Here is a 24,550-nt window from a genome sequence, read left to right on the forward strand (position 1 = left end):
CGACGGGAGTGTACTCCAGTCCTTATGCGCGGCGACGCACCCTCGCAGCTGGCGGTCCGGGGCGGCCTTTTCTTCCAGGATGCGTGAAGCGGCGCGCCCAGCGAGCGTCTGCCCGCTGTCACCTTCCCGCAACCGCTCAAATCAGCCAGGATCTCCCCATGCAACTCAAGTCCGCTCGCACGTCTCTGCGCCCGCTGAAATTCGTGGCCGCCGCGCTGTTGGCCGTGGTCATGTCCGCCTCGGCGACCGCCTACGCCTTCTTCTCCGCCAGCGATTCACCGGTCGGGAACTGGAAGACGATCGACGACGAGACCGGCGAGACGAAGTCCGTCGTCAAGATCTACGAGGTCGACGGCAAGATCTACGGCCGCATCGATCGCCTCCTCCTCAAGCCCGGCGCGCTGTGCGATGCGTGCGAAGGCGACGATCACAACAAGCCCATCGAGGGCATGGTGATCATGTGGGGCATGGGCGCCGACGATGGTGAGTGGAGCGGCGGCAAGATCTTCGACCCCCAGAAGAACAAGACCTACCGCTGCAAGATCTGGCTCGAGGATGGCGGCCGCAAGCTCAAGGTCCGCGGCTACCTCGGCCCGTTCTTCCGCACCCAGACCTGGATCCGTCAGTAGAACCCTCTTGGGGTCCGCACTGCCGGTCGCCCCTCGCGCCTGAGGCCGCCATACGCGGCCTTTGTCGCGACGGGCCGCGGCCCCTACCATGATCATCATGGAACACGGCCGAGCGATCAGCTTCACCCGCCCCGACGGACAGGACGCCCCCGGCGTGCTGTTCTCCGCCGCCGACGGCGCCCCTGGCGTCGTCCTCATTCAAGAGTGGTGGGGCATCAACGACCAGATCCGCGGCGTCGGTCAGCGCCTCGCCGACGCCGGCTACCGCGTCCTGATCCCCGACCTCTACCGCGGCCGCGCCACCGCCGTCGCCGACGAGGCCAAGCACCTCATGACCGGCCTCGACTTCGGCCAGGCCCTCTCCGACATCGCCGGCGCCCTCGCCTATCTCAAGGGACAGGACGCTTCGGCCCGGGTCGGCATCATCGGCTTCTGCCTCGGCGGCGCCCTCGCCCTCGCCTCGCTCTGCAACGTCCACGGCTTCGACGCCGGCGTCTGCTACTACGGCATCCCCGGCGCCGGCGCCGACGCCAGCAACCTGCTCGCCCCGCTTCAGGCCCACTTCGCCGAGTTCGACGACTGGTGCACCCCCGACGCCGTCCGCGCCCTCGAGGACAAGCTGCGCGCCGGCACCACCGAGTACGAGCTCTACCGCTACAGCGCCCAGCACGCCTTCTTCAACGACGCTCGCCCCGAGGTCTACGACCCGGTCGCCGCCGCCGAGTCGTGGCGCCGCTCGCTCGACTTCTTCCACCGCCACCTCGGCGGCCCCGACCGCGCCGCCTGAGCCGGCGCATCACCCCTGAAGCGGCGACCCCGGAGCCTGTCTCTTTGGACAGGCTCCTTTTCATCGTTCACAGCAGCGACTGCGGATCGACATCCACGTTCGCCATCGTCTTGAATTCCCCGCTGCCTGCGTCGCCGAGCCGCGGTCGCAGCTGCCGCAGCAACCACCGCAGCGGCGGTCGGCTGCTCGCGCGGACCAGCATCTGCCAGCGCACCCGCCGGTTCACTCGCTCGATCAGCGACGCCTTCGGCCCGAGCAGCTGCAGGGGTGGCAGCGCCTCGGCGGCCCCGGGCTCCTCCGCGTGCTTGCGCCGCACCTCTTCCGCCGCCGCGCGAATCACCACCGCCAGCTCCTCCGCGCGCCGCTGCACCGCCACCTGATCCGGCCCGGAGATCCGCACCAGCGCCAGGTGGCCGAACGGCGGGTTGTGGAGCTCGCGCCGCTTGTCGAGCTCCCACGCCGCGAACGCCTCGAAGTCGTGCTGCGCCGCGAACGCGATCGCCGGGTTGTTGATCCCGTACGCCTGGATCAGCACTCGACCCGACCTGTCCCCGCGGCCAGCTCGGCCTGCCACCTGCGTCAACAGCTGGAACGTTCGCTCCGACGCGCGGATGTCCGGCAACCCGAGCCCGTGATCGCCCTGGAGGATCCCCACCAGCGTCACCCCGGGGAAGTCGTGCCCCTTCGAGAGCATCTGCGTCCCCACCAGGATGTCCGCCTCGCGGCGACGAAACGCCGACAGCGTCTCGAGCAGGCCCTTGCCCCGACTCGTGTCGCGATCGAGCCGCAGCACCCGCGCCCCCGGCACGTCCTTCGCCAGCGCCAGCTCGATGCGCTCCGTCCCCGCGTTGCCGTGCAGCAGCTCGCCCTCGCCACAATCCATGCAGCGCTCCGGCGGCGCCTCGATGTACCCGCACCAGTGACACATCAAGCGATTGCGCCCGAGGTGATACGTCATCGCCGGCGCGCTGCAGTCGGGGCAGTGATGCAGCGCCCCGCAGCGGTCGCAGATCAGCGTGGTCGCGAAGCCGCGGCGGTTGAGGAACACGATCGCCTGCTCGCCCGCCGCCACCGTCTCCACCAGCGCCGTGCGCATGCGGCCCGTCAGCAGCGTCTCCGGGTCGGGACGGTGCACCGCCAGCGACAGCAGCTCCACCTCCGGCAGCGGTCGCGTCGTCGGCCGCGTCGTCATCCGCAGCCACCGGATCTTGCCTGCCCGCGCCGACTCGTACGTCTCGAGCGCCGGCGTCGCGCTGCCCAACACGGCCACCGCCGACGCGTCGCGCGCCCGCACCAGCGCCACGTCGCGCGCGCTGTAGCGGACCCCTTCCTCTTGCTTGAACGACCCGTCGTGCTCCTCGTCGACCACGATCACCCGCAGGTCGGGCACCGGCGCGAACACGGCCGAGCGGGCCCCGATCACGATCGGCCGCGCGCCCATGCGGATCTGCTGCCACGCGTCCAGGCGCTGACGCGGCGTCAGCCCGCTGTGCAGCACCGCCACCGTCTCGCCGAAGCGCGCCCGGAACCGGTCCGAGAGCTGCGGCGTCAGGGCGATCTCCGGCACCAGCACGATCGCCCCGCCTCCGCGCGCCCGCGCGTCCGCGATCAGCTGCAAGTACACCTCCGTCTTGCCGCTGCCAGTCACCCCGTGCAGCAGCGACGCCGCGAACTTGCCCCCCTCGAGGTCCGCGCGCAACGTCGCCAGCGCCGCCGCCTGGTCGGCCGTCGGCGTCTGCGGCAGCGTCGGCTCGATCGTCCCCGCCGCGAACGGATCCAGCGCCCGCAGCCGCTCCTCGACCGCCACCAGCCCCGCCGCGAGCAGCGGCTCCAGCAGCTTCTTGTGGCCCGGGAACGGCCCGCGCAGCTCCCCCGCCGCCACCCACGAACCTGCCCCTTCGAGCAGGTCGAGCAGCGCCCGTCGCTGCTTGCTGCGACCGATGTGCTCGCGCAGCGTCTCCTCCGCGGTGGCCGCTCCCCGCAAGTAATCCGTGCGGCGGTAGTGCGCCTCGACGCGCGCCCCCTCGCCGCCGGCGTCCTCCCAGGAGATCGTGCACAGCTCTTTGACCGCGAGGTCGCCGATGAGGCGCAGCACCCCGGGGATCCGCGGCCGCAGGTCGATGAGCCGCTCGACCGCGAGCTCGCCCCCCGGCGCCGACGCCAGCGCTGCCAGCACCCGCTGCTCCGCCGCCGTCGGCAGCCCCGTGTCGTCGATCGGCTGCAGCACCACCTCACGCGCGGCCGCCAGCGCCTGCGCACCTGCCTCCGACAACATGACCCTTCGGACGTCATGCCCCGTCAGCAGACCCGGCAGCGCCAGGCGATAGACCTCGCCCACCGGCGCCACATAGTAGTCGGCCACCCACTCGCAGAGGCGCGCCAGCTCGAGCGTCAACGACGGCGCGCCCGGCGGATCGAGCACCTCCTCGAGCAACTTGATGCGCGCCCCGTCCAGCCGCTCCGGCGCCGCCGCGCGCACCACTCCGACCAGCCCGCGGTTGGCGAACGGCACCAATACGCGCGCCCCCGGCTCCGGCGCGCTCGGCCACGACGTCGGCACCGCGTACGTGAACCCGCGGTCGAGCGCCACCGGCAGGGCCACCGAGACCAGCCGCTCGCTCACCGCGAACCCTCCTCCGCCTCGCGCCGCGTCTGATACAGCGCCCGTCGCAGCGCCCCGCGCATCAGCGCCAGCTCGAGCACCGCCGCCACCAGCATCACCCCGCCGGCCGCCAGAAGCACCCGCCGCGACCACTCCACCCACAGCACCAGCAGGCCCGCCTCACCGGCCGCGACCCCGCGCGCCGCCCCGGCGATCACCCCGCGCACGGCCAGCGCCAGCGCGACCACCACCGCCGCGCCGATCACCGCCGTCACGACGCCGATGCGCACCGCGCCCACGCGACCGAGCCGCGAGCGATCGCCCTCGACCCAGCCGAGCGAACCACTCGCCGCCGCGGCCACCAGCGCCGTCACGACCGGCACGCCCACGAACATCGGCCATGTCCCGAAGAACATGTCCAAAAGACCATGCGCGCTCTCGCCCGACCACGCCGCCCGCAACACCGAAGCCAGCGAGGCATCGAGGTGATGCGGGAGCGCGGCCGCCAGCGTCAGGCACAGCAGCGCCGGCACGAGACGCGAGGACCTCGGCCGCAGACCGACCCGCCAGGCCAGCGCGACGCGAGCGCGGCTCGGCGGGGTGGTGGCGTCGAGGTCCACTGCGCGAGGCTTTTAGCGCGCCCGCGCCCGCGCGCCAAGAACCTGGGCGGCCGGCGGAGATCCCGGCCGCCGAGGCCTCGGCCGATCAGCCGCCGACCTCGGGCCGGTTGAACGACAGCTTGAAGCCGGTGAGACAGCGCGTGGCGCCGTTGCCGACCTTGTACGACGGCACGATCTCCACGTTCGGCTGCGAGCGCAGCGCGTCGAACAGCATGCCGATCGAGTCGGAGCTCACGTTGCGACCGGGGCACAGCGACCCGCCCCACTTGTAGTCGCGCTTGGTCCCGGTCTTCTCGCGCACCGACACCACGCCGTTGGCCATCGCGTAGTCGTCGCTGCTGCTCTCGTAGAGGGTCACGGAGTCGACGGTCCCCAGCGAACCGGACGAATCGGCGAACGTGGTGGCGGGGGCGGACACAATCATCAAACCAGCGAGCAGGGACAAACAGGGGCGGAGCGACATGGAGGGTTCCTCGTGCGGATTCGGGGGCCTTCAGACCCGGAGGTGCAGGATGCTATTCACGAGCAGAGCCTGTCACGCCGGCGGTTGCGTCCGCATGACCTCGATCGGATCACCGGGCGGATCTGCTCGTGCGCACGTCGGTGTTTTCGAGCGATGAATGATGTAGTGGTTGCTTCATGGCTCAGTCCGGGACCTCTGCGGCAGACCTCGGCAACCCGAGGCGCGCGCAGATCCTCGACGCCGCCGAGCGACTGCTCCACCACTACGGCCACGCCAAGACCACCGTCGCCGAAATCGCCCGCGAGGCCGGCGTCAGCGTCGGCTCGGTCTATCTCGAGTTCGAGGCCAAGGACGCCATCTGGGTCGAGCTCTCGCACCGCCGTCACGACGCCGTGCTCGCCGCGATTCGTGGCGCCGCCAACGCGCCCAAGAAGCTCTACGCCCACCGTCTGCATGCGGCGCTCGTGGCGCGAACCAGAGCCTTCCTCGCCCTCGCCGAGCGCGGCGCGCACGCCGCGGAGCTCGTTCACGGTCACGCGTGCCCGGCGATCCGCGAAGCGAAGGAGATCTATCACCGCCGCGAACGCGAGATCGTCGCCGAGCTCTTGCAAGCGGGTGAGGACGCCGGCGAGTTCGCGATCAAGGACGCGACCGCCACCGCCGCGACCTTGTTGCAGGCGTTCGTCGCGTTCGTGCCACCGCTCCTCTTCACGCGCGCGCCCGACGAGCTCGAGCGCGAGGTCACCGCTCTGCACCAACTCCTCGTCTACGGGCTCTGCCGCGCCGAACCTCGGTCTCGCAGTTGACGGCGAGTTGAACGGTTTTAAGTTCGGTTCACGTCATCACGACGTACCCCTGCAGGCTTAGCCGCGGGGAGCGAAAGGAACCGAGATGAGCCACCCCGAGTATCCGTCTGTGATCCCGCTGCTGCCCCTCCGCAACGGCGTCCTCTTCCCCGGCACAGTCATCACCGTCCCCGTCGGTCGCGCCCGCTCCATCGCCATGATCGAGGCTGTCGGCCAGGACGCGATCGTCGGCATCGCCGTCCAGCGTGACGCGCGGATGGTCGATCCCGAACTCGCCGATCTCCAGCCGATCGGCACCTACGCCCGCGTCCGCCAGGTCCGGCGCACCGGCGAGCGCAACTATCAGGTCGTACTCGAAGGCCTCGGTCGCTTCTCGCTGAAGACGATCCTCCACGGCAAGCCTTACTGGACCGCCGAGGTCGAGCACCTGCTCGACGAGAACCCGGACCCGACCGAGGCCAAGCTGCTCGCCACGGCCCTCGGCTCGCGCATGCGCGAGAAGCTGCAGGAGATCGCGCCCGACATGTCTTCGAGCTTCGGTCAGTGGATCGAGCTGCTCGGTCGCGGCGACGACCCCGGCCTGCTCGCCGACCGCGTCGCCGCGGCGCTGAGCCTCGACACCGACAAGGAGGTGCAGGTGCTGCTCACGCGTGACGTGAGCGAGCGCCTCCGCGTGGTCTCGCGCCTGCTCGACGAGGCCATCACCCTCGCGGAGCTCAAGCACAAGATCGACTCCGAGGTCCGTCGCGGGCTCCACAGCAACCAGCGCGAGGTCCTGCTGCGCCAGCAGCTGCGCGCGATCCAGAAGGAGCTCGGCGAGGAGCCCAAGTCCGACGACCTCCAGGCCCTGCGCCAGCGGCTCGACGACGCCGGCCTGCCCGAAGAGGCCCGCAAGGTCGCCGACCGCGAGCTCGCCCGCCTCGAGGCGATGAACAACGCCCACGCCGAGTTCGGCGTGATCCGCACCTACCTCGAGTGGATCGCCGACCTGCCGTGGAACAAGCGCGCCTCGGGCATGCTCGAGATCGACGCGATCGCCAAGAAGCTCGACGCCGACCACTTCGGCCTGGAGGAGGTCAAGAAGCGGATCTTGGAGCACATGGCGGTCCTCAAGGTCTCGGGCAACACCCGCGCGACCTTGCTGTGCCTCGCCGGCCCTCCGGGGGTCGGCAAGACCTCGCTGGGCCAGTCGATCGCCGACGCCACCGGCCGTCCGTTCGTGCGCATCGCTCTCGGCGGCGTGCGCGACGAGGCCGAGATCCGCGGCCACCGCCGCACCTACGTCGGCGCGCTGCCCGGCCGGCTCCTGCACGCGCTGAAGAAGGCCGGCAAGAAGAACGCGGTCGTCCTGCTCGACGAGATCGACAAGCTCGGCAACAGCTGGATGGGCTCGCCCGACGCGGCGCTGCTCGAGGTCCTCGACCCCGAGCAGAACAAGACCTTCACCGACCACTACCTCGAGCTGCCGTTCGACCTGTCGGAGGTGCTCTTCATCTGCACCGCCAACAGCCTCGACACCATCTCCGCCCCGCTCCGCGACCGCCTCGAGGTCATCGAGCTCAGCGGCTACACGCTCGAGGAGAAGCTGCACATCGCCAAGGACCACCTGCTGCCCAAGCAGATCAAGGACCACGCGATCGCGGCCGGCACGATGACGGTCACCGACGACGCGGTCAAGACGGTCATCCGCGAGTACACGCGGGAGGCCGGGGTGCGCCAGCTCGGGCGCGAGCTGACCAAGCTGTGCCGCGCGCTGACCCTGGAGATCGCGCGGGCCGACGAGGGCAAGTCGCCGCGGCTCCACATCGACGCCGGCGAGCTCCACAAGTACCTCGGCAAGCCGCGCTTCCAGAGCGAAGTCGCCGAGCGCACCGCCGTCCCCGGCGTAGCGACCGGCCTCGCCTGGACCCCGGTCGGCGGCGACATCCTGTTCGTCGAGACCTCGCGCATGCCCGGCAAGGGCAGCCTCGAGATCACCGGCCAGCTCGGCGACGTCATGAAGGAGTCCGCCCGCGCCGCGCTCACCTACGTCCGCAGCAACGCCGGCCAGCTAGGGGTCGACGTCAACTTCCTCGACCGCCAGGACCTGCACATCCACGTCCCCGCCGGCGCCGTGCCCAAGGACGGCCCCTCCGCAGGCGTCACCATGTTCACGGCCCTGACCTCGCTGCTGACCGGACGTCGGGTCCGCAACGACACGGCCATGACCGGTGAATGCACCCTCCGCGGCCGCGTGCTCCCGGTCGGCGGCATCAAGTCGAAGGTCCTGGCCGCCCACCGGGCCGGCATCAAGCGGGTGGTGCTCCCGCACCGCAACGCCCGCGACATCGAGGACGTGCCCGAGGACGTGCGGCAGCAGGTCGAGTTCATCTTCGCCGAGGACATGCGGCAGGTGCTCGACGCCGCGCTCGAGCCGGTCGTCCTCCCGCCCGAGAGCCTCGCCGCGGACAGCCCGCGCGCCGAGGCCTGAGTCGAGCGGGCGCCCACGGTCGACGACGCATCGCCGCTGACCGCCACGCGCCCGACCCGGGGATCCGCACCACACGGCGCGGATCCTGTTTATTTTCGCGGTTGGACGGCCCGAGCGTGACCGGCGCAAACGGGCGGTCCCGCGGCCGTCCAGCCTCCGGCTCGTGACATTGAGCTTTCCGGAGAGCGAGCCCGCGCCTCACGGCGAATTGACGAAGTCGGACGCGTCGGCCGAGAATCACCGCGTTGACCACGGCACCCGACAAGATCGGTCCCTACGAGGTGCTCGAGCGCATCAGCGCCGGCGGCATGGCTGAGGTGTACAAGGCCAAGCTGACCGGCGCCGACAGCTTCGAGCGGCTGGTGGCGATCAAGCGGATCTTGCCGCACATCGCCCGCGACCCGAACTTCATCGCCATGTTCCAGGCGGAGGCCAAGCTGGCGGTGCAGCTGCAGCACGGCAACATCGCCCAGATCTACCAGCTCGGTCGCCAGGACGAGGCCTTCTACATCGCCCTCGAGTACGTCGAGGGCCGCGACGTCGGAGCGCTGCTCGACCTGCACCAAAAGGCCGGCAAGGCGCTGCCCCTCGCGCAGGCCTGCTACATCATCACCCGCTGCGCCGAGGGCCTCGACTACGCCCACAACAAGAAGAGCGACGACGGCCGGCCGCTCAACATCATCCACCGCGACATCAGCCCGCCCAACATCCTCATCTCGTACGAGGGCGAGGTGAAGCTGATCGACTTCGGTCTGGCCAAGGCGACCAGCTCGTCGGTGCAGACCCAGGCCGGCGTGATCAAGGGCAAGCTCGCGTACATGTCGCCTGAGCAGGTCCGCGGCACGCCGCTCGACGCCCGCAGCGACGTGTTCGCGCTCGGCATCGTGTTCTTCGAGCTGCTGACCGGCCGCCGCCTGTTCCGCCGCGACAGCGACATCGAGACCTTCGAGAGCGTGCGTCAGTGCAAGGTGCCGCGCCCGAGCGAGGTCAACCCGGCGATCCCCGCCCAGCTCGAGCAGATCCTGCTGCGAGCGCTGGCCCGCGGGCTCGACGACCGTTACCCGTCGGCGGCGACCCTGGCCGAGGCGCTGCGCGAGTTCGCGTTCACCCACCAGCTGCGCTACCGCGGCGACCAGCTCGGCGGGTGGATGCGCCAGATCTTCCGCAAGAACTGACTCAGTCGCCGAGCCCGATCCGGCCGATCATCTGCAAGCGGCGCGGCGAGGCGCTGTCGAGCTCGACGACGCCGATCGTGCTGGCGAGCGTGTGCACGACGTACAGCTTGCGCCGCGCCTCGTCGACGACCAGCTCGTTGGGCCCGTCGTCGACCGGGATGGTGCCGATCACGGTGAACGAGCCGAGCGCGACGGCGGCGATCTCGTCATCGGAGTAACAGCTGACGAACGCGATCGCCTCGGCCTGCTTCGGCCGGTGGACCGCCAGGATGTTCGGGTTGTGACACAGCGCGACGCTGTCGATCGGATCGTTGAGCGGCTCGCCCGAGGGGCCGAGGCTGGTATCGACCAGCGACAGCGACGGCGGCGTGGTGTGGACCGCGAGCAGGCGATCGCCGACCTCCGGATCGATGAACTCGATCTCGCCCATGTACGGGCGGTCGCCGGCGGCGTACGGGTCGGCGACCGGCAACCAGTGACTGGCGAACCGCACCAGCGTGTCGCGCCCGGTCTCGACGCTGAACAGACGCACGCCGGGCCAGAAGCGGTGCGAGGCGTACAGCAGCGGGCGCGTGCAACTCTCGGTGCGAGGCGGCGCGTCGGTCGGGTCGCAGGCGCGCTGGGCGACCGCGAAGCCGCCGGCGAGCACGCCCTTGCCGCCCGGCTCGGGCGCGAAGAAGGCGGCGTTGGGGTCGGTGATGTCGGTGATCTTCGGCCCGTACTCGGCGTCGAGGGCGATGAGGCTCATGCGCGCGCCGAGCAGGTGCGGCAAGTAGGCGAAGCGATAGCCCTCGCTGTCGACGAAGATCCGCGCCGGGTCGGACGGCAGGCGCGCGCCCGCCGGGTCGTTGCCGAGCCGCTGCAGCGAGTGCGCCGCGTCGCACTCACCCTCGGCGTCCTGCCCGCACTCGACCTTGATGCCGCCGGCCTCGCGCACGACGTCGATCCACGTCACCGCTCGCTCTTCGAGGCTCGACGGCACCAGCAGCCGCCACGGGCCGTCGTCGCCGATCGGCCGGTCGAGGGCGATGTTGCCGGCGCCGCTGGTGAACCGGACCGAGTGCGCGCGCTGGATGAAGTAGCGCTCCTCGCACTCGACGATCTCCTGGTCCTTCGCACCTGTCCCTTCGGACATGGCCTGGGCGACACGACAGGGCGCGGCGGCGCTGAGCTCGGCGTCGGCCGGCGCGGGCGGCTCGGCGAACGCCTGGTCGAGCGCGCGCAGGTTGAGCACCACGAGGGTGCTCGACTTGACCGCGAGGTCGAGGTTGCTGTTGGTGACGAACAACCACGCGCCGTCGGGCGACAGCAAGGCGCCGGTCGGCAGCCGCAGCGCCTGCAGGTCGGCCGGCTCGGGCTCGCCGCGCCCGCAGGTCGCCAGCAGCAGCATCGCGGCGCACCAGCGGTGAGAGACGCGCGGCATTCGACGAGAGGACGGTATCACGCCTCAGACCCGCGCGAGGGCCTGCAGCCACGCGTCCGGGTGCACGGCCCAGGCCGCGGCGAGGGCGGTGAGTGCGGCGACGGCGACGAGCCACGGCCGGCTCGCGGCCGCCAGCGCGGCCATGGGTCCAGGCCTCGCGGCGCACGCGAGCGCGAGCTCGACGACGGCGGCGGTGAGCAGCACGGGCGTGGCAAGACCGAGCGCGAGCACGGTGGCGTCGTGGGCCGCCGCGCTCACCGCCGCGAGGTCGAGCTGCAACGGCCACGCGCCGGGCTCGCCCACCGGCCAGCGCGTCGCGCACGCGCGCAAGCCGGTCAACAGCGGCCGATGCAGCCCGGTCGCCAGCGCGAGCGAACCGACCAGCGCCACGTGCAGGGCCGCGAACGCGCGCGCCCCTGCGAGCCCGAGCGCGACCCCCGAGCGGCGAGCCGCCCCGAGCGCCGCGTCGCCCGGCAAGCTGACGAGCGCCCCGAGCACGGCGCCGAGCAACAGCTCGAAGCCGGCCGCCAGCAGCCACGATGTCCACGCCACCGGCGCCAGGCGGATCGGGGCCCACGCGGCCGCCAGGATCGCCGCCAGCCCCGCCGCGATCGCCCACCACATCCCGCCCGCGGCCGCGCGCCACAGCGTCTGGGCCTGCAAGACGGCGAACAGACGCAGCGCCAGCCAGGCCCACGCGGCCAGCGGCCCCGCGATCATCGCCGGCCCCGGCCGTGAATCACATGTCCTCCGGGACAGCCTGTTCGCGCTCTCGCACGAAAATAACATGTCCTCGAGGACAGCTCATCGCCCGCGCCCGATCTCGGGCAGCAGCGCCCACAGCCCGCGCGTGTACGTGGTCCCGTCGGCCAGCCATCCCGCGCCGAACCACCACACCACCGCCAGCACCGCCGTCGCACGGGCCAGCAGCACCGGCGCCGGATCGGTGACGCCGAGGCGGTGGCACAGCCAGCCGATCACCAGCGCCGCCCCGGCCGCGGCCCCGGCCGCAGGTGCGAGCAGCCACGCCGTCTGGACCAGCCCGTCGCGCATCGCGTCGAGCGCCGGGGTCACGCGTAGCCTTCCACGAGGCCGCGGATCACCGCGTCCCAGCCGCCGACGGCGATGAACAGCAGGACCTTGACCGGCAGCGCGACCGCGGGCTGCACCTGTCCCGAGAGACCGATGAGCGCCACCAGCTGAGCCAGCACCAGATCGACCAGCACGAACGGGATCAGGATCAGCGCCGCCATCTGCAGCGCCTCGGCCAGCTCGGTGACGAGGAACGCCGGCACGAGCGCGAGCGGGTGCGCGAGGTCGACGGCGTTGAGCCCGGCGAAGTACTCGATCTCCGCGGGATCGGCGTGGCGCTCGAGGAACGCCGAGAGCGGCCCGAACAGCGCCGCGACGTCGAGCGGCGCGCCCGAGCCGTACAGCGCCGCCGTCTCGAACGCGACGGGGCCCATGATCACCGCCGCGACCACCAGCGACAGCGCGAACACGGCGCTCCACGGCAACAGGGACTCGGCGCCGAGCCCGACGCGGATCGCCGACAGCACGACGCTCGCCTTGGCGAACGCGGTGCAGCTGACGGCGGCGATCGGCGCCAGCGACAGGGCCGCCCACGTGGCAGCGCCTGCCGGCAGCTCAGGGACCATGCGCGCGCCACCCCTCCGTGCGGGGCGTCGCGTCGGTGCGCCACTCCGGGTTCGTGCGCTTGGCGTCGGCCCGCCAATGCTCGGCGCTGCGGGCGGCGTCGGCGACCCACGGCGGCGCGTCGAGCTCGCCCGGCGCGGCGTTCCACGGCGCCGGCGGCGGGTCGGGCAGCTCCAGGAGCAGCTGCGGCGGGCCGCCCGGACCTGTCCCGACGACCAGGCGGCGACCGGCGACATCGACCACGTGCAGCGCGTGCGTCGGCGTCAAGCCGATGACCGTCCGCGCCCGCTCGCGTCGCTCGCCCCGCACCCCGCGCCCCAGCCAGACGAGCAGCAACAGCGCGACGAGCAGCCCGCCGCCGACAGCCACGAGGTGAAGGTACGGTTCGATGTCTTCCAGCACGCGTCCTCCAGCGTAGGGAGGACGACGAGCGCGGGCAAAAAAGCCGCGACGTCGGCCCTGAGCGGCCTGCAGGCCGAATGCACGAAGCGCGGGCGAGCGCGAGAATTCGTCGCCCGTTCGCTGGCGAGCAACGATTGAGACAGCCCGGCGCGCGCGACGAGGACGAGCCGCCCGGCGCCGCGCGCGACGAACGGCGCCCGGCGCACACCTCCCGTCTCGGCGGGCCCGCATGCCTCCCTCCCGGCGCGAACCGACCCAAAGCAAAAGGCCCGCGCCGGAGCGCGAGCCTTCATGCTCGGGATTCAGCGGCCGGGTGGCCGCCGGGCGTCAGTCGGCCGACTCGGAGCCGGTCGACGACGCGCCGCCGGCGGCCGCGGGAGCGGCGGAGGGCAGCTTGAAGGTGACGATCTCGAGGATCGCCATCGGCGCGGCGTCACCGGGGCGGGTGCCCACCCTGAGGATCCGCGTGTAACCGCCGGGGCGGCCGCGGAGCTGCGGGGCGATGTCGGTGAACAGCTTGTGCAGCGCGGCCCGCGAGCGGACCATGCGGCCGGCCATACGGAGTGCGTGCACGTACTTGCCCTGCTCGGCCGGGGAGCGCTGCTCCTTCGGCTTGGTGAGCAGGTCACCGAGGCGGAGCGCCGTGGTGATCGTGCGCTCGGCCAGGCGCCGGAGCTCCTTGGCCTTCGGCTCGGTGGTGGTGATGCGCTGGTGCTCGAGCAGCGACGTGACCATGTTGCGGAACATGGCGCGTCGGTGCGACGAGCTGCGGCTGAACTTGCGACCAGCGTTCTGGTGGCGCATGGCGGATCAGGTCTCCTCACGGGCCGGCGGGGGCCCCTGCCAATTGTCGATCTTCATGCCAAGCGACAGGCCCATCTGCGCCAGGATCTCTTTGATCTCCTTGAGCGACTTGCGGCCGAAGTTCTTGGTCTTGAGCATCTCGGCCTCGGTGCGCTGCACGAGGTCGCCGATGTAGTGGATGTTGGCGTTCTGCAAGCAGTTCGCCGAGCGGACGCTGAGCTCGAGCTCGTCGACCGAGCGCCACAGGTACTCGTTGAGCTTGTCGCTCTCGCTCTGCTGCGGGACCGCGGCCTCCTCGATCTCTTCACGATTGATGAAGATCGAGAGCTGCTCCTTGAGGATCTTGGCCGCGTACGCGACCGCATCCTCGGGACGGACGGAGCCGTCGGTCCACACCTCGAGCGAGAGGCGATCGTAGTCGGTGCGATGGCCGACGCGCGCGTTGGTGACGCGGTAGTTGACCTTCTGGATCGGCGAGAACAAGGAGTCGATCGGAATGACGCCGATCGGCATGCCCTCGGTCTTGTTCTGATCCGCGGTCGCGTAGCCGCGGCCCATCGCGCAGGTCATCTCCATGCGCAGTCGGCCGCCCTTGCTGAGCGTGGCGATGTGTTGTTCGGGACGAAGGGCGGTGACGCCGGTCGGGCACTGGATGTCCGAGCCGGTGACCTCGCCCTCGCCCTGCTTGTCGACAACCAGCGTGCGCTGGGTGGCGTCGTCCATGCGGAGGAGCAGCGCCTTGACGTTCAGGATGATGTCCGTGACGTCTTCGACGACGCCGGGCACCGTAGTGAACTCGTGGAGCGCGCCTTCGATGCGGACCGTCGTGATCGCGGCGCCCTGCAGCGAGCTCAAGAGCACCCGCCGCAGGCTGTTGCCCAGGCTGATGCCGTAGCCGCGTTCGAGCGGCTCGCACGTGAACTTGCCGTAGGTGTCGGTGAGCGAAGAGGTATCGACCTCGAGCTTCTTCGGCCGAATCAGGTCGCGCCAGTTCCTGGCGATGGTGTTTTGGTCCTGCATTCGTCCCTCCGTTGTGGTTACTTCGAGTACAGCTCGACGATGAGCTGCTCGTCGATGTCCGCCGAGATGTCCGACCGGGAGGGCAGCGCGGTGATCTTGCCGCGCATGTTCTCCTTGTCGAGGTCGATCCACGCCGGCCGCGGGACCCGGTCGACCTGCCCGAGGGCGGCGACGATGCGCTGGATCTTCTTGCTGGGGTCGCGGACCTCGACGATGTCCCCGGCGCGCACCTGGTAGCTCGGGATGTTGATCCGCTTGCCGTTGACCAGGAAGTGGCCGTGACGCACGAGCTGGCGGGCCTCGGCGTGGCTCGTCGAGAAGCCGCAGCGCAGCGTGACGTTGTCGAGCCGACGCTCGAGCAGGGCGAGCAGGTTCTCGCCGGTCACGCCCTTCATCCGCGAGGCGCGGTAGTAGTAGCCGCGGAACTGCTTCTCGAGCAGGCCGTAGATGCGCTTGACCTTCTGCTTCTCGCGCAGCTGCTGGCCGTAGTCGCTCGGACGCTTCTTGCGACCCTGACCGTGCTGACCCGGGGGGTACTGGCGCCGCTCGTAGCCGCACTTGTCAGTGAAGCAACGATCGCCCTTGAGGAACAGCTTGCCATCTTCACGCCGGCAGAGCCGGCACACGGGACCGATGTAGCGAGCCATGGTTCAGACCCTCCTCCGCTTGGGCGGCCGGCAGCCGTTGTGCGGGATCGGCGTGATGTCCTTGATCGAGGAGATCCGCAGACCCGCAGACTGCAAGCCACGCAGCGCCGACTCGCGGCCGGCACCCGGGCCCGACACGCGGACCGAAACGGTCTGCATGCCGTGGTCCTGGGCCTTGCGCGCCGCGTCGTCGGCCGCCAGCTGAGCGGCGAACGGCGTCGACTTGCGCGAACCCTTGAAACCACGCACGCCCGACGAGGCCCACGCGATGGTGTTGCCGTTGACGTCGGTGATGGTGATCAGCGTGTTGTTGAAGGTCGAGTTGATGTAGACCACGCCGGTCGAGACGTTCTTCTTGGCGCGGCGCTTGGACTTGCCCTTGTCGGCATCTGCCTTGGTGTTCGCCATGGCTCAGACCTTCCTCTTGGCCGCGACCGTGCCCCGCTTGGGACCCTTGCGCGTGCGGGCGTTGGTGTGGGTACGCTGACCGCGGACCGGCAGGCCACGACGGTGACGGAGACCGCGGTAGCAGCCGAGGTCCATCAGGCGCTTGATGTTCATCTGAACGTCGCGGCGGAGGTCACCCTCGACCTTGAGGTCGCTCTCGATGACGCTGCGGATCGACGCGAGCTGATCGTCGGTCAGGTCGTCGGTGCGGATCGCCGCGCCGACGCCAGACTTGTCGAGGATCTTCTGCGCGGTGCCGCGGCCGATGCCGTAGATGTAGGTGAGCGCGATCTCGATGCGCTTGTTACGGGGCAAGTCCACCCCAGCAATGCGTGCCATGGTGTTCTCCTAGCCCTGTCGCTGCTTGTGCTTGGGGTTGTCGCAGATCACCCGCACGACACCTTTGCGGCGGATGACCTTGCACTTGTCGCAGATCTTTCGAACGCTGGCTCTGACTTTCATTGTTCCTCTTGGCGAAGGTCGCTGGCTCAGGGCTGGCGCAGTGCCAACCCGGTGATGAGGCCGCGACCTGGATCGAGACTGGCCCTGCGGACCAGCACACGTTGCCCCGTCCGTATGTGCACGCCGAGGCGACGCGCCTCGGCGGACAAGCTGGCCGTAAGGACAGCCTGCGTCGGCGATTCGGCTTCGAGGCGGTACAGTTGCTGGGGCAACTCAGCGACCACTGTGGCCTCGAAGGTGTCGGCGTGCGGGGGATTCACAGAGAAGAGACCTTGGCCCGACGGGCTTGCGACCCGGCGGGTCCGTGACGATGCAATACTTAAGCTCAAGGACCCCCAGGGGGGGTCAAGGAAGGGCGAAAAGGTGGCAAAAAGCCCGGCGATAGTCCAGCACGGCACCAGACCGGCGCGTGCGGCTCCGCGTGAGTTAGCCCCGACGTCCGCGGATCCGCGGCCCGCCCGGACCCGCAAAACCCTCGTACGAACGGGTCACCAGATGGCTCTCGATCTGCTGCGCAGTGTCGAGGGCGACGCCGACGACGATCAGCAGAGAAGTGCCGCCATAGTAGAACGGGACGTTGAATTTGGTCTGCAGCAGGGTCGGCAGGACGCACACCGCAGCGATGTACCAGGCGCCGGCGAAGGTCAGCCGCGTGAGGATGAAGTCGATGTACTCGGCCGTCCGCTTGCCAGGACGGATCCCGGGGATCGACGCGTTCTGCTTCTTCAAGTTGTCGGCCACGTCGACCGGGTTGAACTGCAGCGACGTGTAGAAGAACGTGAAGAAGATCACGAGCCCGACGAACGCGGTGAGGTACAGCCAGCCATCGTAACGCAGGGCGTTCGAGAACCACTGCATCGACGAGCTGCCCGTCATGCCGGCGATCTGGCTCGGGAACATGAGGATCGAGCTGGCGAAGATCGGCGGGATCACTCCGGCGCTGTTGAGGCGCAGCGGCAGGTAGTTGGCGTTGCCGCCGAACATCTGCCGCCCGACCACCCGCTTGGCGTACTGGACCTGGATCCGCCGCTGGCCGCGCTCCATGATCACGACAAAGGCGATCACCGCGACGACGAGCGCGCCGAGGATGGCGATGAACATCGGCCCGAAGTTCTCGGGATCGTCCTGGGTCTTCTGCCACAGCTGGTACAGCGCGACCGGAAGGTCGGCGACGATGCCGGCGAAGATGATGAGCGAGATCCCGTTGCCGATCCCCTTCTCGGTGATCTGCTCGCCCAGCCACATGATGAAGCATGTCCCTGCGGTCAGGGTCAGGATCGTCATCAAGCGGAACGGGAGGCCAGGGTCGAGCACCAGCGTCTGCCCGGGGGCGTTCTGGGACTCGAGCCAGGTGGCCATGAACCAGCCCTGGACCACCGACAGGAACACGGTGCCGTAGCGGCTGTACTGGTTGATCTTCCGCCGGCCCGTCTCGCCTTCTTTGCTCAGCATCTCCAGCCGCGGGATGACGGCGGTCATCAGCTGCATGATGATGCTGGCGCTGATGTACGGCATGATGCCGAGCGCGAACACGGACAGGTTGCTCAGGGCGCCGCCGCTGAACATGTTGAGGTAGCCGAGGAAGCCGCCCGCGCCCTGGCGGACGATGTCGTCCATCACGGTACGGTCGACGCCGGGCACGGCCACGAACACGCCGAAGCGGTAGACAGCCAGCATCGCCAGCGTGAAAAGCACACGCTTGCGCAGCTCAGGCAGCTTGAAGATGTTGATGATGACACCCATCGGCGATCCCAGCTTGCCCCTTCTCGTGCCCGATCTGACGGCCAGACGGGCGGGCCCTGCGGCCCCGGGGCTACGGCGACAACTTGTACCCCATGCCGCCCGGCGCCGCAGCCGGCTCGGCAACGAACTTCGGCCGGGCCCCGTGCGGGAGCCCGGCCGACACATGAAAGGCCGCGCACCCGGTGACCGGCATCACTGTGCGCGGCCTGCCGGCCCGGACGGCCAGACGAACGACCTGTTCAGGCCTCGACGGGCGCCGCGGGCTCCTGGATGGAGCCGCCGGCCGCCTCGACCTTCTGACGCGCCGACTCGCTGACCTTGTCGACGTTGACCTTCAGCGCGGTCTTGAGCTCGCCCGTGCCGAGCAGCTTGACCTGCTTGACCCGCTTCGGGATCAGGCGCTTGGCCCGCAGCGTCTCGAGCGAGACCTCTTCGCCGGCGGCGAACTTGCCCTCGAGCAGGCCGACGTTGATGCCGTGGTACTCGTCGCGGTTGAGGCTGACGAAGCCACGCTTCGGGACCCGACGCTGGAGGGGGTTCTGACCGCCCTCGAAGTGGTCGGGCATCTGGTTGTGACGCGCGAGCTGACCCTTGACGCCGCGGGTCGAGGTCTTGCCGCGGCGCGAGCCGATACCGCGACCGACGCGCTTGCGACGCTTGCGGGCGCCCGGCGGCGGCGACAGAGTTTCAAGTGTAGTACCCATCTGGGATGTCCCCTTCGGCCGTATCGGCTTACTCGTCGGCCGGCTCGACGGCGACGAGGTGTTGGATCTTCCGGATCATGCCGCGGATCGACGGCGTGTCGTCGAGCACGCGCGAGTGTTGCAGGCGGCGCAGGCCGAGCCCGCGGACAGTGTCCTTCTGCGACTGCTCACGGTGGATCGGGCTGCGGACGAGGGTCACTTTGAGCTTGAGGGCCATGGCTGTGCCTCCTACTGCGTAAGCTCGGCAACCGCGAGGCCGCGGCGACGCGACACCGATTCGGGCGCGCGCAGCCGCTGGAGCGCGTCCAGCGTCGCGTGGATGACGTTCTGCGGGTTGTTGGTGCCGATGCACTTGCTCAGGATGTCGTGGATGCCCGCGCACTCGACGACCGCACGAACCGCGCCGCCGGCGATGACGCCGGTACCCGGCGAGGCCGGCCGCAACAGCACCGTGCCGGCGCCGTGGTGACCGATGACCTCGTGGGGGATCGTCGCGCCCGCGAGCGGAACCTGGAAGAGGTTCTTGCGCGCGAGGTCGTTGGCCTTGCGGATCGCCTCCGGGACCTCCTTGGCCTTGCCGTAGCCGATCCCCACCCAGCCGCGCTCGTTGCCGATGACGACCAGCGCGCTGAAGCTGAAGCGCCGACCGCCCTTGACGACCTTCGCCACGCGGTTGATGTAGACGACGCGGTCGACCAGTTCTCCGAGAGATTCGATGTCGATCATGACTGGTTCCTAGAAGTCGAGCCCACCGGCCCGCGCGCCGTCAGCCAGGGCTTTGACCCGGCCATGGTAGATGTAGCCGTTGCGGTCGAACACGACCTTGGTGATACCTTTGGCCAGGCAGGCCTTGGCGATGGCGCTGCCGACGAGCTCGGCCAGCTCGCGCTTGGTCTTCTCGCTCTCGCTCGCCAGCTCCTTGATGAGTGAGGAGGAGGCCACGAGGGTCGCCGACGTGCTGTCGTCGATGACCTGGGCGTAGATGTGCTTGGCGCTGCGGAACACCGAGAGGCGCGGACGCTCCGTGGTGCCGTGGACCCGCTTGCGAATGCTGCTCTTGCGACGCAGCCGGATCTGTTCTTTGGGCGAGGGCATGGTCGAACTCCAAGCACGCGGCTACTTGCCTTTACCGCGAGCCTTGCCTTCCTTCAGGGTGATTTTCTCGTTCAGGTAACGCACGCCCTTGCCCTTGTAGGGCTCCGGCGGCCGGAAGCTGCGCAGGTCGGAGGCGACCTGGCCGAGCAGGGCCTTGCTCGCCGACTTGACGTGCAGCTTGCCGTCCTTGTCGACCTCGGCCTTGACCCCCGCGGGCAGCTTGTAGCTGACCGGGTGCGAGAAGCCGAGGGTAAGGTCGACGACGTCGCCCTTGACCGCGGCGCGATAACCGACGCCGACGATGTCGAGCGTGCGCGTGAAGCCGACCGAGACGCCGGTCAGCATGTTGGCCGTCATCGCCCGCGCGGTGCCGTGCAGCGCGCGCTCGTCCCCGGACTCGCCGGTGCGGGTGAAGGTGATGTCGTCACCCTCGACCTTGAACTGGATCGCGGCCGGGACCTCGAAGTTGAGGTCGCCCTGGGGGCCCTTGACCGAGAGCGTCTGCCCCTTGGCGGTCACGGTCACCCCTTTGGGGATCTTCACTGGGGATTTGCCGATACGACTCATGGTCTTGTTCCTTCGCGGCGATGGGGCGAATCACCACACGCTGCAGATGAGCTCGCCGCCGATGCCCTGACGCCGGGCGGCGCGGTCGGTCATCAGGCCGCGCGAGGTCGAGACGATCAGAATCCCGAGCCCGTTGTGGACCTTGGGGATGTCCTTGCCGCGCGAGTAGGCGCGCTGACCGGGGCGGCTGATGCGGCGCATGCCCTCGATGGCGGCCTCTTCGCCTTGGTACTTGAGCTTGACCGACAGCAGGCCCTGCTTGTCGTCGTCCTCCCACGAGAAGTCGAGGATGTACCCCTCCTCCTTGAGGATCTGGCAGATGCGAAGCTTCTGCTTCGAGCCGGGCATCGTGGCGCTCGGGTGCTGGGCGTGCTGGGCGTTGCGGATGCGCGCCAGCATGTCGGCGATGGGATCAGTCATGGACATGGTTGCGACTCCTCCTTAGGCGCGCCGGAACGGCATCCCCAGCTTTTCGAGCAGTGCCCGGCCCTCGTCGTCGGTACCCGCCGAGGTGTGAATGCAGATGTTCATGCCCGGCACCTTGTCGAGCTTGTCGATATCCACTTCGGGGAAGATCAGGACTTCCTTCACGCCGAGCGTGAAGTTGCCGCGGCCGTCGAACGCCTTGCGGCTGACGCCCCGGAAGTCACGCGTACGCGGGAGCGCGATCGTCAACAGACGGTCGAGGAACTCCCACATGACGCTGCCGCGCAGGGTCACCATGCACCCGATCTTCATCCCCTCGCGGAGCTTGAAGGTGGCGATCGACTTCTTGGCGCGGGTCACCACCGGTCGCTGACCGGTAATGTTGCCGAGCACCTCGAACGCCTGCTCGAGCAGCTTCGGCTGGCGAATCGCCTCGCCGAGCCCGATGTTGAGCACGATCTTCTCGACTCGTGGCACATTGAGGACGTTCTTGTAGCCGAACTCGCTGACGAGAGCTGGCTTCGCGACCTCGCTGTACTTCTGAACGAGCCGGGGGACATACCCCTCCTCGCGCTTGAGCGGCTCCTCCTGGACCCGCTGAAACTTGAACCCGAAGCCGGCGGCTTCCTTCTTCTTGGCGGGGGGTGCCCCGCCGGCGCGTGCTGCCTTGGCCATGACGTCGAATTCCGGTTACTTGTCGATCTGCTCGCCCGACTTGACCGCGACGCGGACCTTGCGGCCATCGTCGAGGACCTGGAAGCGCACCCGAGTCGGGTCGCCCGACTGCGGATCCGCGAGCATCACGTTGGAGAGGTGGACGGGGGCCTCGCGCTTCACGATGCCGCCCTGGGGGTTCTCTTTGCCGGGCTTGACGTGCTTGGTGACGATGTTGACACCCTGCACGACCACTCGGTCGGTCTCGGGCACGACCCGCAGCACCTTGCCGCGGCGACCCTTGTGTTTTCCAGCGATGACGACGACCTCGTCGCCCGAACGAATCCGCTGCATCACAGCACCTCCGGCGCCAGCGAGATGATCTTGAGGTAGTTCTTCTGCCGCAGCTCGCGCGCCACGGGCCCGAAGATGCGGGTGCCGATCGGCTGCTTCTGGGCGTCGATGAGCACGGCGCTGTTGGTGTCGAAGCGGATCACGCTGCCGTCGACGCGACGCACGCCCTTGCGCGTGCGGACGATGACGGCCTTCATGACCGAGCCCTTCTTGACCTTGCTGTTCGGCAGCGCGTCGCGGACCGAGACGACGATCACGTCGCCGATGGTCGCGTAGCGGCGCTTCGAACCGCCCAGCACCTTGATGCAGAACAGCTTGCGCGCGCCCGAGTTGTCGGCCACGTCGAGGACGGACTGGACCTGAATCATACGAGCGTCGCTTTCTCCACGATCGCCTGGAGCGACCAGCGCTTCTCGCGGGACAGGGGCCGGCAGCTGACGATGCGAACGACATCGCCGACCTTGGCCTGGTTGGTCTCGTCATGCGCCTTGTAGCGCATCCGCTCGCTGACGTACTTGCGGTAGCGGGGGTGCTTGAAGCGCCGCTGCACCTGGACGACGATGGTCTTGTCCATCTTGTCCGACACGACGGTGCCGGTAAGGACTCGGCGCTGACGCGTCTCGGTCTCGGAGGTGGTGTCTTGCTCAGTCATGGCTCATGCCTCTCCCGCGATGCCGTGAGCGCGCTCGTGGAGGACGGTCTTGATGCGGGCGATGTCGCGGCGCAGAGCGCCGAACTGGGCGAAGTTGGTGGCCCGCTGGGTCGCCTTGGCGACGCTCAGGCGGACAAGCTTGTCGCGGAGCTGGCCCTCGAGCTCGGTGAGCTCTTCGGTGGTCTTCTCGCGGAGTTCGAGCGCTTTCACAGGGCGGTGTCCCTTCGGATGAAGCGGGTCTTGATCGGGAGCTTGTGATGGGCGCGGAGGAACGCCTCGCGGGCGAGCTCCTCGGTGACACCCTCGATCTCGTAGAGGACGCGGCCGGGACGGACGACGGCGACCCAGTAGTCCGGGGCACCCTTGCCCTTACCCATTCGGGTCTCGGCCGGCTTGCGCGAGACCGGCTTGTCCGGGAACACCCGGATGTAGAGCTTGCCGCCGCGCTTGACGTGGCGGTTGATCGCGATACGGGCAGCCTCGATCTGGCGCGCAGTCAGCCACCCGCACTCGACGGTCTGCAGGCCGAAGTCGCCGAAGGAGACCTCCGACCCGCCCTTGGCCTGGCCGGCCATGTGGCCCTTTTGGACCTTGCGGTACTTGACTCTGGATGGGGAGAGCATGTTCGGATGCCTCGCTTACTTCTGGGGCCGCGGGAAGCGCGGGTCGTTCTGTTGCGTGGCGCGCTGGCCGTAGACCTCGCCCTTGAAGATCCAGCACTTGACGCCGATCGCGCCGGCGGTGGTGTGGGCCTCGGCAAAGCCGTAGTCGATGTCGGCGCGCAGGGTGTGCAGCGGCACGCCACCGGCGCGGTAGGTCTCGCGACGCGACATCTCGGCGCCGGCCAGGCGGCCCGAAGCGGCGACGCGGATGCCCTTGGCGCCGAACTTCATGGCGGTCTGCATGGCCCGCTTGAGCGCGCGGCGGAAGGCGATGCGACGCTCGAGCTGCTGGGCGATGTTCTCGGCCACCAGCTGCGCGTTGGTCTCGGCCTTGCGGACCTCCTGGATGTTCAGGAACACCTCGGACTCGGTCAGGCGGGAGACCTTCTTCTTCAGGCCCTCGACGCCGGCGCCGCGCTTGCCGATGATGATGCCGGGACGCGCCGAGAAGATGTTGATCTTCAGCTTGTTGGCGGCCCGCTCGATCGTGATGTCGGCGATGCTGGCGGCGTAGAGATCCTTCTTCAGGAAGCGCCGGATCTTGAGGTCCTCATGCAGCCACTGGCGGTAGCGCGAGTGCTCGAACCACTTCGAGCCCCAGGTACGGACGATGCCGATGCGGAAGCCGATCGGATGTGTTTTCTGTCCCATTAGCTGCGAACCTCCGCCACCTCGAGGTGGATGTGGCTGGTCTTCTTGAGGATCCGATTGGCGCGGCCCATCGCCCGCGGGCGCCAGCGCTTGAGCGTCGGGCCCTGGTCGACAGTCACCTTGGTGACGACGAGGTTGTCGACGTTGACGTCGCCGGTGTCTTCGGCGTTGGCGACCGCGGACACGAGCAGCTTGAAGAACTGCTTGGCGCCCGACTTGTGCAGGAAACGAAGGTCGTCGATGGCGCGGGCGACCTGCTTGCCACGGATCAGATTGGCGATGATCCGGGCCTTTCGCGGGGTGATGCGCGCGTGGCTGAGACGTGCGATGGCCATGGGTACCTCGGGATTACTTCTTGGTGGCCTTGCGGTCGCCGGAGTGACCACGGAAGGTACGGGTCGGGGCGAACTCGCCGAGCTTGTGCCCGACCATGTTCTCGGTGATGAAGATGGGGATCCACTTGTGACCGTTGTGGACCATCACGTTCGCGCCGACGAACTGCGGCATGATCGTGGAACGACGCGACCAGGTCTTGACCACGCGCCGGCTGCCCTCCCTGAGGGCGACTTCGATCTTCTCGACCAGGTGAGAGTCCGCGAACGGGCCCTTCTTAATGGAGCGTGCCATGC

General features: G+C 69.1%; 35 protein-coding genes. 5 read left to right on the plus strand and 30 right to left on the minus strand.

The genetic code is table 11. The features are described 5' to 3' along the window. The first annotated feature begins 158 nt into the window (after nt 1-158). Both POL25_RS33410 and POL25_RS33415 read left to right on the plus strand, forming a co-directional pair. Nucleotides 159-629: a DUF2147 domain-containing protein gene (locus POL25_RS33410; RefSeq protein WP_272090363.1), complete on the plus strand. Its 471-nt coding sequence runs from the start codon at nt 159-161 to the stop codon at nt 627-629. A gap of 97 nt (nt 630-726) precedes the next feature. Further along, entirely contained in the window at nt 727-1,416 is a 690-nt protein-coding gene (locus POL25_RS33415; protein WP_272090364.1) for a dienelactone hydrolase family protein, read from the plus strand. A 67-nt stretch (nt 1,417-1,483) separates the two neighbouring features. On the opposite strand, the gene priA is transcribed toward POL25_RS33415, so the two are convergent. The 3 genes from priA to POL25_RS33430 all read right to left on the minus strand — a co-directional run bounded on the left by priA (nt 1,484) and on the right by POL25_RS33430 (nt 5,056). After that, nucleotides 1,484-4,039: a replication restart helicase PriA gene (priA, locus tag POL25_RS33420; RefSeq protein WP_272090365.1), complete on the minus strand. Its 2,556-nt coding sequence runs from the start codon at nt 4,037-4,039 to the stop codon at nt 1,484-1,486. Next, nucleotides 4,036-4,638 carry a hypothetical protein gene (locus POL25_RS33425; protein WP_272090366.1) on the minus strand — a complete coding sequence of 201 codons (603 nt, stop codon included), beginning with the start codon at nt 4,636-4,638 and terminating at the stop codon, nt 4,036-4,038. The genes priA and POL25_RS33425 overlap by 4 nt, the downstream gene beginning before the upstream one ends. Nucleotides 4,639-4,723: 85 nt before the next feature. Then, nucleotides 4,724-5,056, minus strand: coding sequence for a hypothetical protein (locus POL25_RS33430; RefSeq protein ID WP_272090367.1), 333 nt, complete (start codon nt 5,054-5,056; stop codon nt 4,724-4,726). A 221-nt stretch (nt 5,057-5,277) separates the two neighbouring features. Between POL25_RS33430 and POL25_RS33435 the strand changes: the two genes are divergently transcribed. The 3 genes from POL25_RS33435 to POL25_RS33445 all read left to right on the plus strand — a co-directional run bounded on the left by POL25_RS33435 (nt 5,278) and on the right by POL25_RS33445 (nt 9,552). Then, nucleotides 5,278-5,907: a TetR/AcrR family transcriptional regulator gene (locus POL25_RS33435; protein WP_272090368.1), complete on the plus strand. Its 630-nt coding sequence runs from the start codon at nt 5,278-5,280 to the stop codon at nt 5,905-5,907. Nucleotides 5,908-5,992: 85 nt separating this feature from the next. Beyond that, nucleotides 5,993-8,377, plus strand: coding sequence for an endopeptidase La (gene lon, locus POL25_RS33440; RefSeq protein ID WP_272090369.1), 2,385 nt, complete (start codon nt 5,993-5,995; stop codon nt 8,375-8,377). Between the two features lie 245 nt (nt 8,378-8,622). Next, nucleotides 8,623-9,552 carry a serine/threonine protein kinase gene (locus tag POL25_RS33445; RefSeq protein ID WP_272090370.1) on the plus strand — a complete coding sequence of 310 codons (930 nt, stop codon included), beginning with the start codon at nt 8,623-8,625 and terminating at the stop codon, nt 9,550-9,552. 1 nt (nt 9,553) lies between these two features. Here POL25_RS33445 and POL25_RS33450 read toward each other — a convergent pair whose 3' ends face one another. The 27 genes from POL25_RS33450 to rpsS all read right to left on the minus strand — a co-directional run bounded on the left by POL25_RS33450 (nt 9,554) and on the right by rpsS (nt 24,548). Then, nucleotides 9,554-10,975 carry a YncE family protein gene (locus POL25_RS33450; protein WP_272090371.1) on the minus strand — a complete coding sequence of 474 codons (1,422 nt, stop codon included), beginning with the start codon at nt 10,973-10,975 and terminating at the stop codon, nt 9,554-9,556. Nucleotides 10,976-10,999: 24 nt separating this feature from the next. Continuing rightward, nucleotides 11,000-11,764, minus strand: a complete 765-nt coding sequence (locus tag POL25_RS33455; RefSeq protein WP_272090372.1) for a flagellar biosynthetic protein FliR — start codon at nt 11,762-11,764, stop codon at nt 11,000-11,002. A gap of 15 nt (nt 11,765-11,779) precedes the next feature. Then, nucleotides 11,780-12,049: a hypothetical protein gene (locus POL25_RS33460; protein ID WP_272090373.1), complete on the minus strand. Its 270-nt coding sequence runs from the start codon at nt 12,047-12,049 to the stop codon at nt 11,780-11,782. Further along, nucleotides 12,046-12,633 carry an EscR/YscR/HrcR family type III secretion system export apparatus protein gene (locus tag POL25_RS33465; protein ID WP_272090374.1) on the minus strand — a complete coding sequence of 196 codons (588 nt, stop codon included), beginning with the start codon at nt 12,631-12,633 and terminating at the stop codon, nt 12,046-12,048. Before POL25_RS33465 ends, POL25_RS33460 begins: the two co-directional genes overlap by 4 nt. After that, nucleotides 12,623-13,033 (minus strand): hypothetical protein, encoded by a 411-nt coding sequence (locus tag POL25_RS33470; protein ID WP_272090376.1) that lies wholly within the window; start codon nt 13,031-13,033, stop codon nt 12,623-12,625. The genes POL25_RS33465 and POL25_RS33470 overlap by 11 nt, the downstream gene beginning before the upstream one ends. A gap of 327 nt (nt 13,034-13,360) precedes the next feature. Next, nucleotides 13,361-13,837 carry a 50S ribosomal protein L17 gene (gene rplQ, locus POL25_RS33475; RefSeq protein WP_272090377.1) on the minus strand — a complete coding sequence of 159 codons (477 nt, stop codon included), beginning with the start codon at nt 13,835-13,837 and terminating at the stop codon, nt 13,361-13,363. Between the two features lie 6 nt (nt 13,838-13,843). Further along, nucleotides 13,844-14,857 (minus strand): DNA-directed RNA polymerase subunit alpha, encoded by a 1,014-nt coding sequence (locus tag POL25_RS33480; protein WP_272090378.1) that lies wholly within the window; start codon nt 14,855-14,857, stop codon nt 13,844-13,846. 17 nt (nt 14,858-14,874) lie between these two features. Continuing rightward, nucleotides 14,875-15,504, minus strand: coding sequence for a 30S ribosomal protein S4 (gene rpsD / locus POL25_RS33485; RefSeq protein ID WP_272090379.1), 630 nt, complete (start codon nt 15,502-15,504; stop codon nt 14,875-14,877). A gap of 3 nt (nt 15,505-15,507) precedes the next feature. Beyond that, nucleotides 15,508-15,912: a 30S ribosomal protein S11 gene (gene rpsK / locus POL25_RS33490; protein WP_272090380.1), complete on the minus strand. Its 405-nt coding sequence runs from the start codon at nt 15,910-15,912 to the stop codon at nt 15,508-15,510. Nucleotides 15,913-15,915: 3 nt separating this feature from the next. Next, entirely contained in the window at nt 15,916-16,290 is a 375-nt protein-coding gene (rpsM, locus tag POL25_RS33495) for a 30S ribosomal protein S13 (protein ID WP_272090381.1), read from the minus strand. Nucleotides 16,291-16,299: 9 nt separating this feature from the next. Further along, nucleotides 16,300-16,413 carry a 50S ribosomal protein L36 gene (rpmJ, locus tag POL25_RS33500; RefSeq protein ID WP_096328167.1) on the minus strand — a complete coding sequence of 38 codons (114 nt, stop codon included), beginning with the start codon at nt 16,411-16,413 and terminating at the stop codon, nt 16,300-16,302. A 426-nt stretch (nt 16,414-16,839) separates the two neighbouring features. After that, on the minus strand, nt 16,840-18,156 hold the full coding sequence (gene secY / locus POL25_RS33505; protein ID WP_267775478.1) for a preprotein translocase subunit SecY: 1,317 nt from the start codon (nt 18,154-18,156) through the stop codon (nt 16,840-16,842). Nucleotides 18,157-18,395: 239 nt separating this feature from the next. Further along, the gene (rplO, locus tag POL25_RS33510; RefSeq protein ID WP_272090382.1) at nt 18,396-18,860 is read right to left on the minus strand and encodes a 50S ribosomal protein L15; all 465 of its coding nucleotides are present in this window, start codon (nt 18,858-18,860) and stop codon (nt 18,396-18,398) included. Nucleotides 18,861-18,888: 28 nt separating this feature from the next. Continuing rightward, nucleotides 18,889-19,077, minus strand: a complete 189-nt coding sequence (gene rpmD, locus POL25_RS33515; protein ID WP_272090383.1) for a 50S ribosomal protein L30 — start codon at nt 19,075-19,077, stop codon at nt 18,889-18,891. 11 nt (nt 19,078-19,088) lie between these two features. Then, entirely contained in the window at nt 19,089-19,586 is a 498-nt protein-coding gene (gene rpsE, locus POL25_RS33520; protein WP_096328172.1) for a 30S ribosomal protein S5, read from the minus strand. 9 nt (nt 19,587-19,595) lie between these two features. Then, nucleotides 19,596-19,955, minus strand: a complete 360-nt coding sequence (gene rplR, locus POL25_RS33525) for a 50S ribosomal protein L18 (RefSeq protein WP_272090384.1) — start codon at nt 19,953-19,955, stop codon at nt 19,596-19,598. A gap of 21 nt (nt 19,956-19,976) precedes the next feature. Continuing rightward, a complete protein-coding gene (rplF, locus tag POL25_RS33530; RefSeq protein WP_272090386.1) occupies nt 19,977-20,522 on the minus strand; it encodes a 50S ribosomal protein L6 in 546 nt (181 codons plus the stop codon). A gap of 30 nt (nt 20,523-20,552) precedes the next feature. Further along, the gene (gene rpsH, locus POL25_RS33535; protein WP_272090387.1) at nt 20,553-20,948 is read right to left on the minus strand and encodes a 30S ribosomal protein S8; all 396 of its coding nucleotides are present in this window, start codon (nt 20,946-20,948) and stop codon (nt 20,553-20,555) included. A gap of 15 nt (nt 20,949-20,963) precedes the next feature. Further along, entirely contained in the window at nt 20,964-21,623 is a 660-nt protein-coding gene (gene rplE, locus POL25_RS33540; protein ID WP_272090388.1) for a 50S ribosomal protein L5, read from the minus strand. A 15-nt stretch (nt 21,624-21,638) separates the two neighbouring features. Next, entirely contained in the window at nt 21,639-21,956 is a 318-nt protein-coding gene (gene rplX / locus POL25_RS33545) for a 50S ribosomal protein L24 (protein WP_272090389.1), read from the minus strand. Then, nucleotides 21,956-22,324, minus strand: coding sequence for a 50S ribosomal protein L14 (gene rplN / locus POL25_RS33550; protein ID WP_269035392.1), 369 nt, complete (start codon nt 22,322-22,324; stop codon nt 21,956-21,958). Before rplN ends, rplX begins: the two co-directional genes overlap by 1 nt. Beyond that, nucleotides 22,321-22,608 carry a 30S ribosomal protein S17 gene (gene rpsQ / locus POL25_RS33555; protein WP_272090390.1) on the minus strand — a complete coding sequence of 96 codons (288 nt, stop codon included), beginning with the start codon at nt 22,606-22,608 and terminating at the stop codon, nt 22,321-22,323. The genes rplN and rpsQ overlap by 4 nt, the downstream gene beginning before the upstream one ends. Nucleotides 22,609-22,611: 3 nt before the next feature. After that, the gene (gene rpmC, locus POL25_RS33560) at nt 22,612-22,818 is read right to left on the minus strand and encodes a 50S ribosomal protein L29 (RefSeq protein WP_272090391.1); all 207 of its coding nucleotides are present in this window, start codon (nt 22,816-22,818) and stop codon (nt 22,612-22,614) included. Further along, nucleotides 22,815-23,231 carry a 50S ribosomal protein L16 gene (gene rplP / locus POL25_RS33565; RefSeq protein ID WP_272090392.1) on the minus strand — a complete coding sequence of 139 codons (417 nt, stop codon included), beginning with the start codon at nt 23,229-23,231 and terminating at the stop codon, nt 22,815-22,817. The genes rpmC and rplP overlap by 4 nt, the downstream gene beginning before the upstream one ends. Before the next feature lie 15 nt (nt 23,232-23,246). Further along, nucleotides 23,247-23,921, minus strand: a complete 675-nt coding sequence (gene rpsC / locus POL25_RS33570; protein ID WP_272090393.1) for a 30S ribosomal protein S3 — start codon at nt 23,919-23,921, stop codon at nt 23,247-23,249. Continuing rightward, a complete protein-coding gene (gene rplV / locus POL25_RS33575; protein WP_096328183.1) occupies nt 23,921-24,256 on the minus strand; it encodes a 50S ribosomal protein L22 in 336 nt (111 codons plus the stop codon). Before rplV ends, rpsC begins: the two co-directional genes overlap by 1 nt. A 13-nt stretch (nt 24,257-24,269) precedes the next feature. Then, nucleotides 24,270-24,548, minus strand: a complete 279-nt coding sequence (rpsS, locus tag POL25_RS33580) for a 30S ribosomal protein S19 (protein ID WP_267705164.1) — start codon at nt 24,546-24,548, stop codon at nt 24,270-24,272. Between the last annotated feature and the right edge of the window lie 2 nt (nt 24,549-24,550).

Origin of the sequence: Nannocystis bainbridge (genome assembly GCF_028368995.1) — a bacterium.
GTDB lineage: Bacteria > Myxococcota_A > Polyangia > Nannocystales > Nannocystaceae > Nannocystis > Nannocystis bainbridge.

Excerpts from the sequence above, each read along its gene's own strand:
- POL25_RS33410 (WP_272090363.1), top strand. The coding sequence starts at position 159 with ATGCAACTCAAGTCCGCTCGCACGTCTCTGCGCCCGCTGAAATTCGTG.
- POL25_RS33415 (WP_272090364.1), top strand. The coding sequence starts at position 727 with ATGGAACACGGCCGAGCGATCAGCTTCACCCGCCCCGACGGACAGGAC.
- POL25_RS33435 (WP_272090368.1), top strand. The coding sequence starts at position 5,278 with ATGGCTCAGTCCGGGACCTCTGCGGCAGACCTCGGCAACCCGAGGCGC.
- lon (WP_272090369.1), top strand. The coding sequence starts at position 5,993 with ATGAGCCACCCCGAGTATCCGTCTGTGATCCCGCTGCTGCCCCTCCGC.
- POL25_RS33450 (WP_272090371.1), bottom strand. The coding sequence starts at position 10,975 with ATGCCGCGCGTCTCTCACCGCTGGTGCGCCGCGATGCTGCTGCTGGCG.
- POL25_RS33455 (WP_272090372.1), bottom strand. The coding sequence starts at position 11,764 with ATGTTATTTTCGTGCGAGAGCGCGAACAGGCTGTCCCGGAGGACATGT.
- POL25_RS33465 (WP_272090374.1), bottom strand. The coding sequence starts at position 12,633 with ATGGTCCCTGAGCTGCCGGCAGGCGCTGCCACGTGGGCGGCCCTGTCG.
- rplQ (WP_272090377.1), bottom strand. The coding sequence starts at position 13,837 with ATGCGCCACCAGAACGCTGGTCGCAAGTTCAGCCGCAGCTCGTCGCAC.
- POL25_RS33480 (WP_272090378.1), bottom strand. The coding sequence starts at position 14,857 with ATGCAGGACCAAAACACCATCGCCAGGAACTGGCGCGACCTGATTCGG.
- rpsD (WP_272090379.1), bottom strand. The coding sequence starts at position 15,504 with ATGGCTCGCTACATCGGTCCCGTGTGCCGGCTCTGCCGGCGTGAAGAT.
- rpsK (WP_272090380.1), bottom strand. The coding sequence starts at position 15,912 with ATGGCGAACACCAAGGCAGATGCCGACAAGGGCAAGTCCAAGCGCCGC.
- rpsM (WP_272090381.1), bottom strand. The coding sequence starts at position 16,290 with ATGGCACGCATTGCTGGGGTGGACTTGCCCCGTAACAAGCGCATCGAG.
- rpmJ (WP_096328167.1), bottom strand. The coding sequence starts at position 16,413 with ATGAAAGTCAGAGCCAGCGTTCGAAAGATCTGCGACAAGTGCAAGGTC.
- secY (WP_267775478.1), bottom strand. The coding sequence starts at position 18,156 with ATGGGTGTCATCATCAACATCTTCAAGCTGCCTGAGCTGCGCAAGCGT.
- rplO (WP_272090382.1), bottom strand. The coding sequence starts at position 18,860 with ATGGGTACTACACTTGAAACTCTGTCGCCGCCGCCGGGCGCCCGCAAG.
- rpmD (WP_272090383.1), bottom strand. The coding sequence starts at position 19,077 with ATGGCCCTCAAGCTCAAAGTGACCCTCGTCCGCAGCCCGATCCACCGT.
- rpsE (WP_096328172.1), bottom strand. The coding sequence starts at position 19,586 with ATGATCGACATCGAATCTCTCGGAGAACTGGTCGACCGCGTCGTCTAC.
- rplR (WP_272090384.1), bottom strand. The coding sequence starts at position 19,955 with ATGCCCTCGCCCAAAGAACAGATCCGGCTGCGTCGCAAGAGCAGCATT.
- rplF (WP_272090386.1), bottom strand. The coding sequence starts at position 20,522 with ATGAGTCGTATCGGCAAATCCCCAGTGAAGATCCCCAAAGGGGTGACC.
- rpsH (WP_272090387.1), bottom strand. The coding sequence starts at position 20,948 with ATGTCCATGACTGATCCCATCGCCGACATGCTGGCGCGCATCCGCAAC.
- rplE (WP_272090388.1), bottom strand. The coding sequence starts at position 21,623 with ATGGCCAAGGCAGCACGCGCCGGCGGGGCACCCCCCGCCAAGAAGAAG.
- rplX (WP_272090389.1), bottom strand. The coding sequence starts at position 21,956 with ATGCAGCGGATTCGTTCGGGCGACGAGGTCGTCGTCATCGCTGGAAAA.
- rplN (WP_269035392.1), bottom strand. The coding sequence starts at position 22,324 with ATGATTCAGGTCCAGTCCGTCCTCGACGTGGCCGACAACTCGGGCGCG.
- rpsQ (WP_272090390.1), bottom strand. The coding sequence starts at position 22,608 with ATGACTGAGCAAGACACCACCTCCGAGACCGAGACGCGTCAGCGCCGA.
- rplP (WP_272090392.1), bottom strand. The coding sequence starts at position 23,231 with ATGCTCTCCCCATCCAGAGTCAAGTACCGCAAGGTCCAAAAGGGCCAC.
- rpsC (WP_272090393.1), bottom strand. The coding sequence starts at position 23,921 with ATGGGACAGAAAACACATCCGATCGGCTTCCGCATCGGCATCGTCCGT.
- rplV (WP_096328183.1), bottom strand. The coding sequence starts at position 24,256 with ATGGCCATCGCACGTCTCAGCCACGCGCGCATCACCCCGCGAAAGGCC.
- rpsS (WP_267705164.1), bottom strand. The coding sequence starts at position 24,548 with ATGGCACGCTCCATTAAGAAGGGCCCGTTCGCGGACTCTCACCTGGTC.